This is a genomic window from Helicobacter sp. 'house sparrow 1' (assembly GCF_900199585.1).
Lineage (GTDB): Bacteria > Campylobacterota > Campylobacteria > Campylobacterales > Helicobacteraceae > Helicobacter_H.
Window position 1 is genome coordinate 1 of sequence record NZ_FZQY01000011.1, and the last position, 15,864, is coordinate 15,864.

At 32.7% G+C, this 15,864-nt stretch carries 27 protein-coding genes; 21 read left to right on the forward strand and 6 right to left on the reverse strand.

Annotation, left to right across the window (positions count from 1 at the left end):
* Positions 1 to 79 precede the first annotated feature (79 nt).
* Positions 80 to 1,003, forward strand: a complete 924-nt coding sequence (locus tag C6H31_RS05995) for a glycosyltransferase family A protein (RefSeq protein ID WP_104697912.1) — start codon at positions 80 to 82, stop codon at positions 1,001 to 1,003.
* 355 nt (positions 1,004 to 1,358) lie between these two features.
* On the opposite strand, the gene C6H31_RS06000 is transcribed toward C6H31_RS05995, so the two are convergent.
* The 6 genes from C6H31_RS06000 to C6H31_RS06025 all read right to left on the reverse strand — a co-directional run bounded on the left by C6H31_RS06000 (position 1,359) and on the right by C6H31_RS06025 (position 7,189).
* On the reverse strand, positions 1,359 to 2,636 hold the full coding sequence (locus C6H31_RS06000; protein WP_104697913.1) for an RNA polymerase factor sigma-54: 1,278 nt from the start codon (positions 2,634 to 2,636) through the stop codon (positions 1,359 to 1,361).
* A 1-nt stretch (position 2,637) separates the two neighbouring features.
* Positions 2,638 to 3,360, reverse strand: a complete 723-nt coding sequence (gene lptB / locus C6H31_RS06005; protein WP_104697914.1) for an LPS export ABC transporter ATP-binding protein — start codon at positions 3,358 to 3,360, stop codon at positions 2,638 to 2,640.
* Entirely contained in the window at positions 3,353 to 3,766 is a 414-nt protein-coding gene (tsaE, locus tag C6H31_RS06010; protein WP_104697915.1) for a tRNA (adenosine(37)-N6)-threonylcarbamoyltransferase complex ATPase subunit type 1 TsaE, read from the reverse strand. The genes lptB and tsaE overlap by 8 nt, the downstream gene beginning before the upstream one ends.
* Positions 3,763 to 5,481: a DNA polymerase III subunit gamma/tau gene (locus C6H31_RS06015; RefSeq protein WP_104697916.1), complete on the reverse strand. Its 1,719-nt coding sequence runs from the start codon at positions 5,479 to 5,481 to the stop codon at positions 3,763 to 3,765. Before C6H31_RS06015 ends, tsaE begins: the two co-directional genes overlap by 4 nt.
* A gap of 74 nt (positions 5,482 to 5,555) precedes the next feature.
* Positions 5,556 to 6,152 carry a ribonuclease HII gene (locus C6H31_RS06020; RefSeq protein WP_104697917.1) on the reverse strand — a complete coding sequence of 199 codons (597 nt, stop codon included), beginning with the start codon at positions 6,150 to 6,152 and terminating at the stop codon, positions 5,556 to 5,558.
* Positions 6,149 to 7,189 (reverse strand): AAA family ATPase, encoded by a 1,041-nt coding sequence (locus C6H31_RS06025; protein WP_104697918.1) that lies wholly within the window; start codon positions 7,187 to 7,189, stop codon positions 6,149 to 6,151. Before C6H31_RS06025 ends, C6H31_RS06020 begins: the two co-directional genes overlap by 4 nt.
* A 190-nt stretch (positions 7,190 to 7,379) precedes the next feature.
* Here C6H31_RS06025 and rpsJ point away from each other — a divergent pair, with 190 nt between their 5' ends.
* Genes rpsJ through rplO form a run of 20 tightly spaced genes read left to right on the forward strand, consistent with a single transcriptional unit; the run spans position 7,380 to position 15,864 of the window.
* Complete coding sequence (gene rpsJ / locus C6H31_RS06030; RefSeq protein ID WP_104697919.1) at positions 7,380 to 7,691, forward strand: 30S ribosomal protein S10; 312 nt, start codon at positions 7,380 to 7,382, stop codon at positions 7,689 to 7,691.
* A 10-nt stretch (positions 7,692 to 7,701) separates the two neighbouring features.
* Entirely contained in the window at positions 7,702 to 8,280 is a 579-nt protein-coding gene (gene rplC / locus C6H31_RS06035) for a 50S ribosomal protein L3 (RefSeq protein ID WP_104697920.1), read from the forward strand.
* 11 nt (positions 8,281 to 8,291) lie between these two features.
* A complete protein-coding gene (gene rplD / locus C6H31_RS06040; RefSeq protein ID WP_104697921.1) occupies positions 8,292 to 8,909 on the forward strand; it encodes a 50S ribosomal protein L4 in 618 nt (205 codons plus the stop codon).
* An 11-nt stretch (positions 8,910 to 8,920) separates the two neighbouring features.
* The gene (locus tag C6H31_RS06045; RefSeq protein ID WP_104697922.1) at positions 8,921 to 9,202 is read left to right on the forward strand and encodes a 50S ribosomal protein L23; all 282 of its coding nucleotides are present in this window, start codon (positions 8,921 to 8,923) and stop codon (positions 9,200 to 9,202) included.
* Between the two features lie 11 nt (positions 9,203 to 9,213).
* On the forward strand, positions 9,214 to 10,041 hold the full coding sequence (gene rplB, locus C6H31_RS06050; RefSeq protein WP_104697923.1) for a 50S ribosomal protein L2: 828 nt from the start codon (positions 9,214 to 9,216) through the stop codon (positions 10,039 to 10,041).
* 10 nt (positions 10,042 to 10,051) lie between these two features.
* The gene (rpsS, locus tag C6H31_RS06055) at positions 10,052 to 10,333 is read left to right on the forward strand and encodes a 30S ribosomal protein S19 (protein ID WP_104697924.1); all 282 of its coding nucleotides are present in this window, start codon (positions 10,052 to 10,054) and stop codon (positions 10,331 to 10,333) included.
* A gap of 13 nt (positions 10,334 to 10,346) precedes the next feature.
* A complete protein-coding gene (rplV, locus tag C6H31_RS06060; protein WP_104697925.1) occupies positions 10,347 to 10,757 on the forward strand; it encodes a 50S ribosomal protein L22 in 411 nt (136 codons plus the stop codon).
* Between the two features lie 2 nt (positions 10,758 to 10,759).
* The gene (rpsC, locus tag C6H31_RS06065) at positions 10,760 to 11,458 is read left to right on the forward strand and encodes a 30S ribosomal protein S3 (RefSeq protein WP_104697926.1); all 699 of its coding nucleotides are present in this window, start codon (positions 10,760 to 10,762) and stop codon (positions 11,456 to 11,458) included.
* 2 nt (positions 11,459 to 11,460) lie between these two features.
* Positions 11,461 to 11,886 (forward strand): 50S ribosomal protein L16, encoded by a 426-nt coding sequence (gene rplP / locus C6H31_RS06070; RefSeq protein ID WP_104697927.1) that lies wholly within the window; start codon positions 11,461 to 11,463, stop codon positions 11,884 to 11,886.
* Entirely contained in the window at positions 11,873 to 12,079 is a 207-nt protein-coding gene (gene rpmC / locus C6H31_RS06075; RefSeq protein WP_104697928.1) for a 50S ribosomal protein L29, read from the forward strand. The genes rplP and rpmC overlap by 14 nt, the downstream gene beginning before the upstream one ends.
* Positions 12,079 to 12,339, forward strand: a complete 261-nt coding sequence (gene rpsQ / locus C6H31_RS06080) for a 30S ribosomal protein S17 (RefSeq protein ID WP_104697929.1) — start codon at positions 12,079 to 12,081, stop codon at positions 12,337 to 12,339. Before rpmC ends, rpsQ begins: the two co-directional genes overlap by 1 nt.
* A 1-nt stretch (position 12,340) precedes the next feature.
* Positions 12,341 to 12,709, forward strand: a complete 369-nt coding sequence (gene rplN, locus C6H31_RS06085; RefSeq protein WP_104697930.1) for a 50S ribosomal protein L14 — start codon at positions 12,341 to 12,343, stop codon at positions 12,707 to 12,709.
* Entirely contained in the window at positions 12,706 to 12,939 is a 234-nt protein-coding gene (gene rplX, locus C6H31_RS06090) for a 50S ribosomal protein L24 (RefSeq protein ID WP_104697931.1), read from the forward strand. The genes rplN and rplX overlap by 4 nt, the downstream gene beginning before the upstream one ends.
* Positions 12,940 to 12,942: 3 nt before the next feature.
* Positions 12,943 to 13,488 carry a 50S ribosomal protein L5 gene (gene rplE, locus C6H31_RS06095; protein WP_104697932.1) on the forward strand — a complete coding sequence of 182 codons (546 nt, stop codon included), beginning with the start codon at positions 12,943 to 12,945 and terminating at the stop codon, positions 13,486 to 13,488.
* A 1-nt stretch (position 13,489) separates the two neighbouring features.
* Positions 13,490 to 13,675, forward strand: a complete 186-nt coding sequence (locus tag C6H31_RS06100) for a type Z 30S ribosomal protein S14 (RefSeq protein ID WP_104697933.1) — start codon at positions 13,490 to 13,492, stop codon at positions 13,673 to 13,675.
* Between the two features lie 11 nt (positions 13,676 to 13,686).
* Positions 13,687 to 14,082, forward strand: a complete 396-nt coding sequence (gene rpsH / locus C6H31_RS06105) for a 30S ribosomal protein S8 (RefSeq protein ID WP_104697934.1) — start codon at positions 13,687 to 13,689, stop codon at positions 14,080 to 14,082.
* Positions 14,083 to 14,091: 9 nt separating this feature from the next.
* Positions 14,092 to 14,628, forward strand: coding sequence for a 50S ribosomal protein L6 (gene rplF / locus C6H31_RS06110; RefSeq protein WP_104697935.1), 537 nt, complete (start codon positions 14,092 to 14,094; stop codon positions 14,626 to 14,628).
* Positions 14,629 to 14,643: 15 nt separating this feature from the next.
* Complete coding sequence (gene rplR / locus C6H31_RS06115) at positions 14,644 to 15,000, forward strand: 50S ribosomal protein L18 (RefSeq protein WP_104697936.1); 357 nt, start codon at positions 14,644 to 14,646, stop codon at positions 14,998 to 15,000.
* Positions 15,001 to 15,009: 9 nt separating this feature from the next.
* Positions 15,010 to 15,450, forward strand: coding sequence for a 30S ribosomal protein S5 (gene rpsE / locus C6H31_RS06120; protein ID WP_104697937.1), 441 nt, complete (start codon positions 15,010 to 15,012; stop codon positions 15,448 to 15,450).
* A gap of 15 nt (positions 15,451 to 15,465) precedes the next feature.
* Entirely contained in the window at positions 15,466 to 15,864 is a 399-nt protein-coding gene (gene rplO / locus C6H31_RS06125; RefSeq protein WP_104697938.1) for a 50S ribosomal protein L15, read from the forward strand.

The following is a 15,864-nucleotide window of genomic DNA, read 5'->3' on the forward strand; positions in this document are numbered from 1 at the left end:
TATATTATTTAATTCATTGTTAAAAAAGTATAAAAAATGTAGAATTAGGGTTTAAAAAGGGGTGATAAGGGAGCTTTTAATGGTTAATCTTAAAAGATGGATTTATATAAAAACAAGAAAATCTGGAAGCAGTTTTTTTTATATAAAGATGTTTTTTGATTTTTTAAAGGCAATAAGAAAACAATCTATTTATGCAGAGAGTCAGTTTTTAATAGATCTTAATCGCAAAATCTGCACCACAGATTATAAAAGTTTAATGACCAACTCCACAAGAGATAAAAGAATAATAATTTCTCTTACTACTCATAAGGATAGAATCAATTATGTTCATTATTTACTTGATTCTTTATTTTTTCAAAGTTTGCATCCAGATGAAGTATGGCTTTATCTTTCTCAAGGGGAATATAAACAAATTCCAGAGGTTCTTGATAGGTTTAAACCTTGGTTGAGGATTATTGAGACAGAGGATATAGGGAGTTTTAAAAAATTTATTCCTGCACTCAAAGAGTTAGGAGGAGGGGAGGAGTATTTGATTAGTCTTGATGATGATATTATGGTTAGACCTGATTTTATTTCACAACTCGTAAGACTTAAAGAAAAATATCCTCACGCAATGATTGGTTATATTGGACTTAAGGATAAGAATAATCAAACTTTGGGGTTGGCTGGTGCAACTGGTATTTTATGGGATTTAAAAACTTTTAATATAAAAAAACATCCCTTTTTCTTTAAAAAAGAACTTTTTATTGATGCAATGGGTATTAAGAATAATGATGATCCTTGGATATCTTTTAGTGCATATGCCTTAGGCGTGGATATACAGTATTTAAGTGATGATTTTTTTACAACCTATCGTAGGGATTTTATCGCATTGCCAAATGAAAAAATGTATGCACTTAGTGCAGCACCTTCTGATTTAAATATTGTAAAAAAATCTCTAATGATTGAAAAAAATCTTAAGAGAATTATCAAAAATGCTATTGAAGCGGAAAAGAAGAGTTGATATTTTATTTTGATATCTTTATTAATGATCATTTTTTTATTTAAGATAAGTTTTTAGAAGTTGATGTTGAGAGATTAAGTATAAACAACTTATTGGGATGGTGATAAAAAGATGAAAAAGCCTTATTTTTTGGTGTATTTGATGCAGGGTATGATGTTAGAAAAGTCTTAATGAAATTCTCTTTAATATCTTTATTTGAGACATAACTTTAATAGGGTTTAATTCTTAGAAGAGATGCGTGGAGTAGTTAGAATTTTATGAGGTAGTTAGGATTAAAAAATTATTTAAGATAAATTATAGAAGCTATAGATTGCCTTTAGTATCTAGTTGAGTAATAAACTAGATTATTTTTAAACTAATGTGCACTAATAGCATAGTTTTTCTTGCGCTCACTAGAGCTTGGTATATTGAGTTGTTTTCGATATTTTGTGATGGTTCTTCTTACCATTTTAAGCGAGAATTTTTCTTCAATAAGTTGAAGGATACTAAGATCACTTAATGGTTTTTGCTTGTTTTCATTTTTGATAAGATCATTGATAAAATCTTTAATAGAGGCATTGCTTGTATCTCCATCAATGGCAGTAGTGAAGAAGTTTTTGATTGGGAATATACCGCGATTGCATTCAAGATATTTATTAGAGATAGCCCTTGAAATTGTGCTTGGGGCATGTCCAAACTCTTCTGCAAGATCTTTTAACTTCATAGGCTTAATATCTTTTCCCATAAAAAAGTCATATTGATACTCCACAATCATTAGACCAATTTTTCTAAGAGTTTGTTTGCGCATATCAAGTGCATCGATAAGATCTCTTGCTTCTTTTAACTTGGTTTTTAAGTAAGAATCTTGTTGTTTAACCTTAAGAGTATCAATTGTAATTTGAGGATAATAATCATCATTAAGCATCACAGATATTTCCCCATCCTCATAAGCAACAAAAATATCTGGAATAATGCAGATATCAGATTCCATATAAGCAATTGCTGGTGGAGTTTGAAATGTTTTAATTAATTGAAGTGCTTCTTGATAAAGAGGATTTTTTTTAAATTGAGTATGATTATCTAAGTCTTTGATGATTTTTGAGGCAATATTATATAGATCATCACTAATAGATTCTAAATCTTGTAAATGGAATAGCAAACATTCTTTAATATTTTTAGAGCCTATCCCTTTTGGATCTAAAAAACAAAATCTTTGACGAATTTTTTCATATTGTTCAGAATCTATACCAAGTTCTTTTGCCCTTATTTTGGTATCTGCATCAAAATATCCTTCTTCGTTTATATTATCAATAATATCTAGTGCAATTTGTTGAGAAATTTCTGTAGGAAATAATGGAGGAACAATTTGTTCTTCTAAAACTTGATAGAGACTTTTTTCTTGTATGCTTAGCATTTCTATTTTGTCACTAATAGAATTTTTGACCGAAGAATTAGAATGGGGTTTTTTGAGCTTTGAACTAAAATCTTGGGTAATAGAACTTTGGATAGTGATATAAGGATTTTCTATAGCATATTCACTAATTGTCTCCTCAATCTCTAAGATATTGCTTTGAAGAATAGGGAGCCAGTTTTTTAGAGTATTTGAAAGTTTGCCCTTGACTTGTAGATTATGTCGTATCTTGGGGGCTGCCATTTTATACCTTGAAGTTTTCGCCTAAGTAGTATTTGCGCACCAATGGATTGTCATAGATTTCATTACTAGGACCACTTGCAAGAAGAGTACCACTTTTTATGACATAGGCGTGATTGCAAACTGATAGGGTTTCTCTAACATTGTGGTCAGTAATTAATACGCCAATATTAAGGGTCACCAACTTTTGAATGATTTTTTGTATGTCAATCACTGCAATAGGATCTACACCAGCAAAAGGTTCATCAAGCAAAATAAATTTAGGATTCTTTACCAAGGCTCTAGCAATTTCAACCCTTCTTCTTTCCCCTCCACTTAAACTTACACCCTTACGATGTCTAATTGGTTCGATATTAAAGGCTTGTAGCATCTCTTCGATTCTATCTTGAGCCTCTCTTTTGTTTTTAAAGCTAGTTTCAGCAGAAATATTTAGATTATCTTCAACACTTAAATCCTTAAAAATACTTGATTCTTGAGGTAAATAACCAATCCCCATATTAGATCTTTGATGCAAAGGGGCATTGGATAAGTCCTCTCCATTTAACAAAACTTTTCCACCACTTGGTTTTAAAAGTCCGCAAATCATATAAAAAGTTGTTGTTTTTCCCGCACCATTAGGTCCAAGAAGGCCTACTACTTCACCACTATTAACTTCAATGGAAACATCTTTTACAATAAGATTTTTTTTGATTTGTTTGCTTAGATTTTGTGCCACCAACTTATTCATATATGATCCTATAGATTCTATGCGTAGTTTCTTTTGTAATCTTCAAAGTGAGATAATTATACCCACTATTTTTTAGAATATCAGCTAAATCCTCTTCGCCCCATTCAATAAAGTGGATGCCATCATTTTCAAGTTGCTCTAAAAAACCAAAATAGAGAAATTTTTCAAGACTATGGTGGTAGAGATCATAATGATAAAAGTTTCCATATTGTTGGACAAAATTAAAAGTTGGAGAAGTGGCTTGAAATTTTGGATTTTTAGATTTAATGTATTTTTGCACCAAAGTGGTTTTGCCACTTGCTAAATCCCCTTGTAATAGGATAATTCTTACACCTTTGCAGATGTAATCATCTATTATTGGGAATAAAATCTGTAGATCTTTTTCTTGTAAAGCTTTTTCAATCATTGTTTTACTCTTTTAACTTCTTTGATATCTAGATGTTGTTGCATACTCTGAATGAGCGTTTTGTTTTTTTCATAAAATTCTTGAAATTTTGTATTAGTTGCTTTGGTATCTGATGGGGTAGATATAAGATCTTGATTGTGGGCAGAATCTGTTGTATTGCTTGTGTATACTGGGTTTTCTTGTTGTGTAGTTTGTGGTGTATTAACTGGGATATTTGTTTGAGTTTGTGTGTCTGTAGAATGTGAATTTATTTGTGCTGTTTGAGATGAGATTGTGGATTGCTCTTGTAGATCTATCTTAGGTGGTGTGTTTATGGCTTGAGATTCTTGGACTGTTGTTTGATTTAATGGAGATGAGTCTTTAAATTCTGATTGTTGGGGGATAATTTTTGTGTGAATACCAAAAATTTCTTGAGCAAAATTTTTGATTGTTGCGTAATTTTCTCTCAATAAATCTTTAGAAGATCCAATAGCTTTGCTCTCCCATATTAGAGTATTATTTTCAAAACTTATAAAAGTGATGTTATCCTCAAAAGTCTTTCCTAGTTCAAAATTACGATCATAAATTTTTGCAACAAGTTGTTCAAAAGATGTCAAGCCTGTATTTTTTATTGGAGTGATAACATTGGGTTGGGATTGAGAGACAAAGGGTTGTTGTTTGATTTGTCTTTCAAGTCCTTGTATTTCCTCAGATATGAGATTATATTTTTGAGCCTCCTGCATTTTTAATCTTGTGAGTAATAAAACAAAACCCCCATCGCAATTAAGGCTTAAAAGATTCTTTGCTTGTGCAATGATTTGCAAATATCTATCAAGTATAAGCATTGATATGTTTGTTCTTTCTTTTATATGATCTTTTAGATAGAGCATCATCTCATCTAAGATTATTTCAGCTTCATATTCCTCAAAGATTTCAAGAATAGAATCTAGCTCACTTTCATCTTGTGAGATTAATGCATTGAAATATCTTTGTAATATTTCTGTATCAACTGCTCCAAGCATTTCTGAGACTTTTGATCTTGTGATATTTTGATTGCAATAATTAATTGCTTGATCTGTGATGGTAAGAGTGTCTCTTAAACTTCCACTGCCACTTCTTGCAATAATCTCAATAGCATCTTTTTCATAAACAATATTTTCTTTATCAAGAATGGAATATAAATGCTGAATAATGGCCTTATGGGGTATTTTTTTAAATCTAAAATGCTGTGTTCTGCTGAGTATTGTTGCAGGTAATTTTAGGGGATCTGTTGTTGCAAGTATAAATTTTACATAGCTTGGAGGCTCTTCTAAAGTCTTTAAGAGAGCATTGAAAGCTTCTTTGGTAAGCATATGCACTTCATCAATAATAAAAATTTTATACCTTCCATAACTAGGTGCATAACGGGTTTGTTCAATAAGATTTCTAATATCATCAATTTTTCTACTTGAGGCTGCATCCATTTCTATAATATCAAGATGTCTTCCCTCAAGAGATTGTAAACAGCTATCACATTGATTACAGGGATCGCTAATTGGTGCTTTTTGGCATTGCAGGGCTCTTGCAAATATTCTTGCAGAGCTTGTTTTTCCACTACCTCTAAGTCCGCTAAAAAGGTAAGCATGTGCGATTCTATTACTCTGGAGTGCTAGGGAGAGAGTTTTTGCAACACTTTCTTGAGCTACTAAATCAGAGAATGTTGTGGGTCGGTATTTTAGTGCTAATGCTAAAGCCATTTATTCCTCTTTTGTTGGATACTTAATTTCTGGGCTTATTGTATTGAGTTTTGTTTTAAAAACACATTACAAAACTAGAATAATGAAGTATTTTTTTGAGAAGATTTAATAACAAAGCTTTTCCTATGATAGGGTGTGTAGCCTAACTTTTGAATCCTGTCAAGATGAGATTTTGTGCCATAACCTGCATTTTGTATAAAATTATATTCTGGATAGTTTTGATGCAATTTCTCCATTTCTTTATCTTTTGCATTCTTTGCCAAAATTGAAGCAGCAGATATCTGAGGAATTTTATTATCACCCTGTATGATGCTTATTAGTTTTAAGGAATCGGGTAATTTAATGCCAAAAGTAGTATTTCCATCTAGGTAAAAATTTGTAATTTTTGTTTGAAAGGCTTGAATAATTTCAATAATAGATTCTTTTAGACATAAACTAAGGCCTTTGGAATCTATCTCCTTAGCATTCTTTTCTATAGTGATAAAAACTAAATTAGGTGTATTTTGTATGATCGAACTCATTTTGTATCGAGCATCCTTAGATAGCTTTTTACTATCTTTTATCCCATTTTCTTGTAATAAAAGAGCAGTTTTTTCATCACATCCCACTCCAGAGACAAACAAGCTTCCACATAAACTTCCTCTACCAGCCTCATCAATTCCACAAATCATTCTACATGCTCCTTTAGTGCAAAGCTAATAAAATCGATAATTTTACAGCTAGGGTGATCAGACTTATTGATAGCAATGATAATAATCTGTTTATTAGGATTTTCTTTTAGGATTTTTTCAATATGCTGTTGATTGGGAAAGGCAATTGCAAAAAATAAAGTTTGATTTACAATAAAATGAGTATTTTGATCATAAACAATTTTTTCTTTATATTGTTGGTAAAGCTCTAAAAATACCATATTTTCAAAAATTGCTTGGAAGTTCGGATTGGGACAGAGTGCATAAGGAAGTGAAAAATCATAAAAATAGAGTTTTTTTTGAAAATTAGAGGAATCTTTTTGAGGAACTAAAAAAATTATTTTGCAAAGTTGAAGATAAGAGAGCAGAGCATAAAGCTTATCTTTGGAGATTTTGAGATATTTTTTGACATAAAGATAGATTTGGTTGGTCGTGATTTTTTGAGATTGAAAATTTAAAAGGAGGATAAAAGTAGCATAATCCTCTTTAAAAAATAACATCATATTATTTTGTTTTTTTGATATTTTTTGAAAATCTAGGCTATGAAAAGATTCTAATGAATTTCCCTCTTTAATGAAGTGATTTAGCAGTTGATTGGTATTTTCTTGAGAATTAATAAGGCTGATATATTCTTCAAAAGTCAAAGGCATGATAAGCTTTGAAATAAAGGAAGTAAGATTGCCCTCTTTGGTTAGGTCTTTATGGTGAATGAGAATGATATTATCAATGTTAGGAATGGTAAAAATTGGTTGATAATTATCCAAAATTAAAAGATCGATCTTTTTTTCTAAAAAGGCCTTTAGTATTTTATTTTTAAGATCATCTATATTGTTTCTAGGATCCTGACAGTCTATATAGATGGGGTGTTTATAGTTTTTTGCAAATAAAAGTGCCAAAGATGTTTTTCCGCTTTTTGGAGGGCCATATAAGAGAGTTTTACCTTTTTTGATTCCAAATCTTCTAGGAAGCAATAAAAAATTTTGGGTTTTTTCTTCTAAAATTTTTTCTAATTCTTGCATTTAATTCCAATATTTTTAATTTTTCTATGAAGTATATTATTTTCCTTTAAATAAGGAAACAAAATTTGTATTTTTATACCTAAAATGGCTATTAGAGATTGATTTAAAGACTATTTTTTAGTAGAATTTTGCTTCCATTTTTGGTAAATTACACCATTTTTAAGGTGAGTTCTTTTGTTGAAGGATATTTATGGAAAAAATTAGACTTAAGTTAAAGGCTTATGACCACAGAGTTTTAGATAGATCTGTTGCTTCTATCGTTGAAGCGGTAAAAAGAACAGGTTCAGATATAAAAGGTCCAATACCTTTGCCAACAAAAAATAGGAGATATACTGTTTTACGCTCTCCACATATTAATAAGGATTCTAGAGAGCAGTTTGAAATAAGAGTGCATAGTAGAATCATTGATATTATGTCAGCTACTCCAGATACGGTAGATAGCTTGATGAAACTAGACTTAGCTCCAGAAGTTGATGTTGAAGTTACACAAATGGGCAAATAAGGATTAAGTTATGGAATTTTTAGTAGAAAAAATTGGAATGAGTAGAACAATTGACACACAAAGCGTTGCGGTTACTTTACTCAAAGTTCTTAATGCAAAAGTGTGTGAGGTATATGAAAACAAGAAGGCATTGATTGCTTATTCTAAAGGCAAGGCATTGAACAAAGCAATTGCAGGTCAGCAAAAAAAATACAATCTTAGTAAAGAATTCAATCGTTTTGCAACAATCAATGTTGAAGGTGCACAGATTGGTGATTTAGATATGAGCGCTCTAGAAAGTGCTAAAAGACTAAAAGTAACCTTTAAAACAAAAGGTAGAGGTTTTAGTGGTGCGATGAAGCGTTGGAATTTCCAAGGTGGTCCTGCAGCACATGGTAGTAGATTTCATAGAAGACTTGGTTCTATTGGTAATAGAGAGTGGCCTGGTAGAGTTCAACCTGGAAAGAAAATGGCAGGACATTATGGAAATGAAACTGTGACTGCTCAAAATGAGGTTATTTCTTTTGATAAAGAAAGCAATATTTTGGTATTAAAGGGCTCTGTAGCAGGTTTTTCTGGAGCTTATGGCAGAATTCAAATCATAAAGTAAGGTGAATAACAATGAGCAAGGCAATAGTATTAGATAAGGAATTTAAGAAAAATAGCGAGGTAGAATTGCCACAAAGCTATAATGAGATAAAAGAACATAATCTTTACCTCTATGTAAAGTCTTATTTAGCTTCTCTGCGTAACAACACTGCAAAGGCAAAGAATCGTGGTGAAGTAAGTGGTGGTGGAAAGAAACCTTGGAGTCAAAAAGGTGGCGGTAGAGCTAGAGCAGGAAGTATTACTTCTCCTGTATTTGTTGGGGGTGGTGTTGCACATGGTCCTAGCAATAATAGAAACTATGACCTTAAGGTGAATAAAAAACAAAAAAGATTGGCATTAGAGTTTGCTTTGAAACAAAAGGCAGATCAAGGGAAACTTTATCTAGTAGATTCTCTAGAAGTAGCAAGTGGAAAAACAAAAGATGCATATAGTATGTTTAAATCACTCAATGAAAGAAGCACTTTATTTGTAGCTCAAATGAGCAATGAGAATACATTTTTGGCTTTTAGAAATTTAAGAGAATGTTATTTAGTAGATTCTAATGAATTAAATGCTTACTTGGTGGCTGCTTTTAGATCTGTAGTGATGGAAAAAGCAGTATTTGATGAAATTGTTCAGGTAAATAAGTAAGGGAGGATAGAATGGCAGATATAACAGATATAAAATCAATCCTTTATACTGAAAAATCTCTAGCTCTTCAAGAGAGTGGAGTATTGGTAGTGCAAACTTCTAGTAAGGTAACTAAGAATCAATTAAAACAAGTTTTTAAAGATTATTTTGGTTTTACCCCATTGAGAATCAACTCTCTCAAGCAAGATGGAAAGGTGAAAAGATTTAGAGGTAGAATTGGGCAAAGAAGCTCATTTAAGAAGTTCTATGTTAAAGTTCCAGAGGGTGCGAAGATTGATTCGCTCACAGTTTAAGGAGTAATACAATGGCAATAAAAACATATAAACCCTATACACCTAGCAGAAGGTTTATGTCTGGATTAAGTTCTAGCGATATTACAGCAAAACCTAGTGTTAGAAAACTATTAATAAAGCTTCCTGTAACAGCAGGTAGAAATAATAATGGTCGTATTACAAGCCGACATAAGCAAGGTGGTGCAAAAAAGCTTTATCGTATTATTGATTTTAAGCGTAATAAGTTTAATGTTGAAGGTAGAGTAGTTGCAATTGAGTATGATCCATATAGAAATTGTAGAATTGCTCTTATTAGCTATAAAGATGGAGATAAGAGATATATTATTCAACCTAGTGGTCTTAAGGTTGGAGATATTGTAATTGCAGCAGAATCTGGATTAGATATTAAAACAGGTTATGCAATGAAATTAAAAAATATTCCTGTTGGAACCATTATTCATAATATTGAGATGCATCCTGGGGCTGGTGGACAGTTAGCAAGAAGTGCGGGTGCAAGTGCTCAAATTATGGGAAGAGAAGGAAAATATACAATCATTAGAATGCCTAGTGGTGAAATGAGATATATCCTAGGTGAGTGTATGGCTTCAATTGGTGTAGTTGGTAATGAAGATTTTATCAATATTAATATTGGTAAGGCTGGTAGAAATAGACATCGAGGTATCCGTCCTCAAACAAGAGGTAGTGCGATGAACCCTGTAGATCACCCACATGGTGGTGGTGAAGGTAAAACAGGTTCAAGTGGTCATCCAGTTTCTCCTTGGGGAACTCCTGCTAAAGGTTATAAGACTAGAAAGAAAAAAGCAAGCGATAAGCTGATTATTTCAAGAAAGAAAAAATAAGGAATAAAAGATGGCAAGATCAGTAAAAAAAGGTCCTTTCATTGATGATTATTTGGTAAAGAAAGTGCTTAAAGCAAAAGAAACTAAGGATAATAAGCCTATTAAAACTTGGTCAAGAAGAAGTACGATTTTACCTGATATGATTGGGCTTACATTCAATGTTCATAATGGTAGAGTTTTTGTTCCTGTGTATGTTACAGAGAATCATGTAGGCTATAAGTTAGGTGAGTTTGCACCAACAAGAACTTTTAAAGGGCACAAAGGTAGTGTCCAGAAGAAAATTGGTAAGTAAGAGGAGTTAAGGAATGAGTAAAGCATTGTTAAGATATATTAGACTTTCTCCTACAAAGGCAAGATTGATTGCTAGAGAAGTCCAAGGTATGAATGCAGAGTATGCAATTGCAAGTCTCGAATTCACTCCAAATAAAGCAGCAAGATTAATCTCAAAAGTAATTGCTTCGGCTGTGGCAAATGGTGGTTTTGACGCACAAAATGTGATTGTAAAATCTTGTCGCGTTGATGCAGGTCCTGTTTTGAGAAGATTTATGCCACGTGCAAGAGGTAGGGCTACTCCTATTAGGAAACCAACTTCTCATATTTTTGTAGAGGTTGCTCAAGTACCTTCAAAAGAAAAAACAGAAAGAGAAGCTAAGGCAAAGAAGGAAGTGCAAGCAAAAAAGACAGTGAAGAAAACTACAAAAGGCGAGGATAAGTAAGTATGGGACAAAAAGTTAATCCGATAGGTTTAAGATTAGGTATTAATAGAAATTGGATTTCAAGATGGTTTCCAGGTGCTCAAAATACTCCGGCAAATATTGCTGAAGATCACAAGATTAGAAAGTTCTTGAAAAAAGAGTTGTATTATGCAGGTATTAGTGAAATTGTGATTGAGCGTGCTGCAAAAAAAATTCGTGTTACAGTAATTGCTGCTAGACCAGGACTAATTATTGGTAAAAAAGGTGCAGATATTGAGAAAGTAAAAGATTCTCTAAAAGCAGTGATTAAAAAAGAAGTGGCTATCAATATTAAAGAAGTAAAGAGACCACAAGCAAATGCACAATTAGCAGCAGAAAATGTTGCAATTCAATTAGAAAAAAGAGTTGCTTTTAGAAGAGCAATGAAAAAAGTAATGCAAAGTGCAATTAAAGCAGGAGCAAAGGGTATAAAAGTTAAAGTATCTGGAAGATTAGCAGGTGCTGAAATGGCTAGAACAGAGTGGTATATGGAAGGAAGAGTTCCATTACATACTTTGCGTGCAAAAATTGATTATGGTTTTGCTGAGGCTGTAACTACCTATGGAATCATTGGTGTGAAAGTTTGGATATTTAAGGGTGAAGTACTCCAAAAAGGTATCCAACCTGAAAAAAAAGAAGAAGCAACAGAGACAAAAGCTAGAACTAAAAGAGGGAGACAATAATTATGTTGATGCCTAAGAGAACAAAATATAGAAAGCAGATGAAAGGCAGAAATAGAGGAAAGTCTTTCAGAGGTGCGCAGTTAGCATTTGGTGATATTGGTATTAAAGCATTGGAGCATGGCAGAATTGATTCTAGACAAATTGAATCTGCAAGGGTTGCAATGACTCGTCATATCAAAAGAGCTGGTAAGGTTTGGATTAGGGTATTCCCTGATAAGCCACTAACAGCAAAGCCTTTAGCAACTAGGATGGGTAAGGGTAAAGGTTCTGTAGAAAAGTGGGTAATGAATATTAAGCCAGGTAGAATCATATATGAAATGATTGGTATTGATGAGGCTACAGCAAGAGATGCGTTGGCTCTAGCACAAAGTAAATTGCCTTTTAAAACAAAGATTGTAACAAGCGAGAGTGAAAATGAAATTTATTGAATTAAAAGACAAAAATGTAGATGAATTAAAAAAGTTATTAAAAGAAAAGAAGGCAGAGCTCTTCAAACTAAAATTAGAGCTTAAGACAATGCAATTAACAAACCCAAGTCAAATTGCAATGGTAAGAAAGGATATTGCGCGCATTAACACTGCAATATCAGCAAAGAATGAACAAGAAGAGAGGATAAGCTAATGAGTGAAAAACAAGCACATAAGAGAATTATCCAAGGTGAGGTAGTAAGTAAGTCTGGACAAAAGAGTGTGACCATTTTAGTTGAAAGAAAAGTGGTGCATCCAAAGTATAGAAAGATTGTTAAAAGATTTAAGAAATATACAATTCATGATGAAAATAATTCTGCAAAAGTAGGTGATGTAGTTACAGCAATTGAGTGCAGACCTATTTCTAAAACCAAAGCCTTTAAACTTAAAGATATAGTGCTAGTAGGGGTGTGAGATGATACAAAGTTTTACAAGATTAAATGTTGCTGATAATAGTGGTGCCAAGGAAATTATGTGTATAAAAGTTTTGGGTGGTAGCCACAAGCGTTATGCAAGTGTTGGTGATGTGATTGTTGCTTCTGTTAAAAAAGCTATTCCAAATGGAAAAGTGAAAAAAGGACAGGTAGTAAAAGCAGTAATTGTTAGAACAAAGAAAGAGGTGCACAGAGAAAATGGTTCTTTAGTACGATTTGATGATAATGCAGCAGTTATTTTAGATGCAAAGAGAGAACCAATCGGGACAAGGATTTTTGGACCTGTGAGTAGAGAAGTGCGATATGCAAATTTTATGAAGATAGTATCGTTGGCTCCGGAGGTATTATAATGAAAGTTAAGATTAAAAAAGGTGATATGGTAAAAGTTATCGCCGGTGATGATAAGGGAAAGGTAGCTAAAGTTTTGAGTGTTTTCCCTAAAAAATCTCAAGTTATTGTCGAGGGATGCAAGATTGCAAAAAAGGCAATTAAACCAGATGAGAAAAATCCCAAGGGTGGTTTTATATCAAAAGAAATGCCTATTGATATTTCCAATGTAAAGAAAGCTGAGGAGAAGTAAGAAATGTTTGATTTAAAAAGAAAGTATAATGAAGAAATTAAGCAAAAACTTGCTACAGAGCTTGATATTAAAAATCCAATGTTGTTGCCAAGACTTGAGAAGATTGTAATTAGTGTTGGTGCGGGAGATTATGCTAAGGATGCAAAGATTATTCAAAATATTGCTGATACAATTTCTCTAATTGCTGGTCAGAGAGCTGTTATTACATTGGCTAAAAAATCTGTTGCAGGTTTTAAAATGCGTGAAGGAATGCCTATGGGTGTGAAGGTAACTTTACGCGGCAACCAAATGTATAACTTTTTGGAAAAATTAATTGTGATCTCTTTGCCAAGAGTGAAGGATTTTAGAGGTGTTCCTCGCAATGGATTTGATGGAAGAGGAAACTATAACTTTGGTTTAAATGAGCAACTTATGTTCCCAGAAGTTGTATATGATGACATTATGGTAAGTCATGGAATGAATATTACAATGGTTACATCAACAAATAGTGATAAAGAAGCATTCAAGCTTTTAGAAATGCTTGGTATGCCTTTTGCAAAAGGAAGATAATATGGCAAAAAAATCAATGATTGCAAAAACAAAAAGAAAGGCTAAGTTTAGTTCAAGAGCTTACACAAGATGCCAAGTTTGTGGTAGGCCACACTCTGTATATAGAGATTTTGGATTGTGTAGAGTATGTCTAAGAAAGATGGGTAATGAGGGTTTAATACCCGGACTTCGTAAGGCAAGTTGGTAAGGAGTAAAAATATGGTAAATGATATTATTGCAGATTCTTTGACACGAATTAGAAATGCTTCAATGAGAAGATTAGATTCCACAACGCTTTATTATGCAAAAATTGTAGTATCTATTTTGGAAGTATTTAAATCTAAAGGTTTTATCAAAGATTTTAGTGTAAATGATAAAGATGGTAAGCAGTCAATTTTAGTTCAGTTGGCTTATGATGATAGAGGTTGCTCTATGATTAATGAGATTAAAAGAATTAGTAAGCCAGGTAGAAGAGTGTATAAAAGCCATACAGAACTAAAAAGATTTAAAAATGGTTATGGAACTATCGTAGTGAGCACAAATAAAGGTGTGATCGGGAATGAGGAAGCCTATAAGGCAAATGTTGGCGGTGAAGCGCTTTGTAGTATATGGTAGGAGAATAATATGTCAAGAGTTGGAAAAAAACCTATTAGCATCCCAAGCACTGTTGAAGTGAGCGTTGAAGGGAGCAAAATTGTGTTTAAAAGCAATAAAATGCAAAAAGAGTTAGAAACATATGGAAGAGTTCAAATTGATTATAGCAATAATGAACTTAGTTTTAAGTCCATAGACCAAGAACCACAATCTCGTGCATATTGGGGAACATATAGAGCATTGGCAAATAATATTGTTATTGGTATAACCACAGGTTTTACAAAAGTTTTAGAAGTAAATGGTGTGGGTTATAAGGTTGCTGTATCTGGAAAAACCTTAGAACTTGCCCTAGGCTTTTCGCACCCTGTAAAATACCCAATTCCAGATGGAATTGAGATGAGTGTTGAGAAGAATCTAATTACTATAAAGGGAAGTGATAAGCAACAAGTAGGTCAAATTGCTGCAGAAATTAGAGAATTTCGTCCTCCTGAGCCATACAAAGGCAAGGGTATTAAGTATAGTGATGAAGTTATTATCCGAAAAGCTGGTAAAACTGCTAAGAAGTAAGGGAAGGTTGATAGTATGACAAGTAAGATTTTAGCAAGAAAAAAAAGATTAAGAGATAAAAGAAAGCTAAGAATTAGAAGCTCTATTTTTGGGACAGCTACTAAGCCAAGAATCAGTATTTTTAGATCAAATAAATATCTCTATGCACAAGCAATTGATGATCAAAAGCAAGTAACATTAGCATGTGTAGATGGTAAAAAAATGAAATTAGGTAACAATAAGGAAAATGCAAAGGAGATTGCAAAGACCTTTGCTCAAACTCTAAAAGATCTTAATATTACTACAGTAGTGTTTGATAGAAATGGTTACTTATATCATGGCGTTGTTGCTGCTTTTGCAGAATCACTTAGAGAAAATGGTATTACGCTGTAAAGGAAGAAAATGGAAATTAATAGAGAAGAATTTAGCGAGGTTGTTGTAAATATTGGTAGGGTGACAAAAGTTGTTAAAGGTGGAAGAAGATTCCGCTTTAACGCTTTAGTGGTTGTTGGTAACAAAAATGGACTTGTTGGATTTGGTCTTGGAAAAGCAAAAGAAGTGCCTGATGCAATCAAAAAGGCAGTTGATGATGCTTTTAAAAATATTATTCAGATCAATATTAAAGGAACTACGATTGCTCATGATATTGAGCATAAGTATAATGCAAGTAGAATTTTATTAAAACCTGCAAGTGAGGGAACTGGTATTATTGCTGGTGGTTCTGCAAGACCTGTAATTGAATTAGCAGGGATTAAAGATATTCTTACTAAATCTCTTGGCTCTAATAATCCTTATAATGTTGTGAGAGCTACAGTTGATGCTTTAGCAAGAATTAAGGCATAAGTAAAGGAGTAAGTAATGGCATTAGAAAATATTAAACCTGCACAAGGTAGTGTAAAAGATATTAAGAGAGTTGGTAGAGGCCAAGGTAGTGGTATGGGAAAAACCTCTACAAGGGGTGGAAAAGGACAGACTGCAAGAACAGGTTATAAGGCTAAAAGAGGTTTTGAAGGTGGTCAGCAACCACTACAAAGAAGATTGCCAAAAGTTGGCTTTAGAGTACAAAATGAAAAACCTTATGTAATCAATACTGATAGAATCTTAGTCTTAAAGGATTTATCAGAGCTTACTTTTGAAAGCATTAAAGGTGTTCATAAATTTCCAAAATACACTAAGCAGATTAAACTTATTGGAAAAAATGCAAGTGAGTTAAAAACTAAAATAAAAGATGAGCGTATTATCACTAGTGGTAATTGA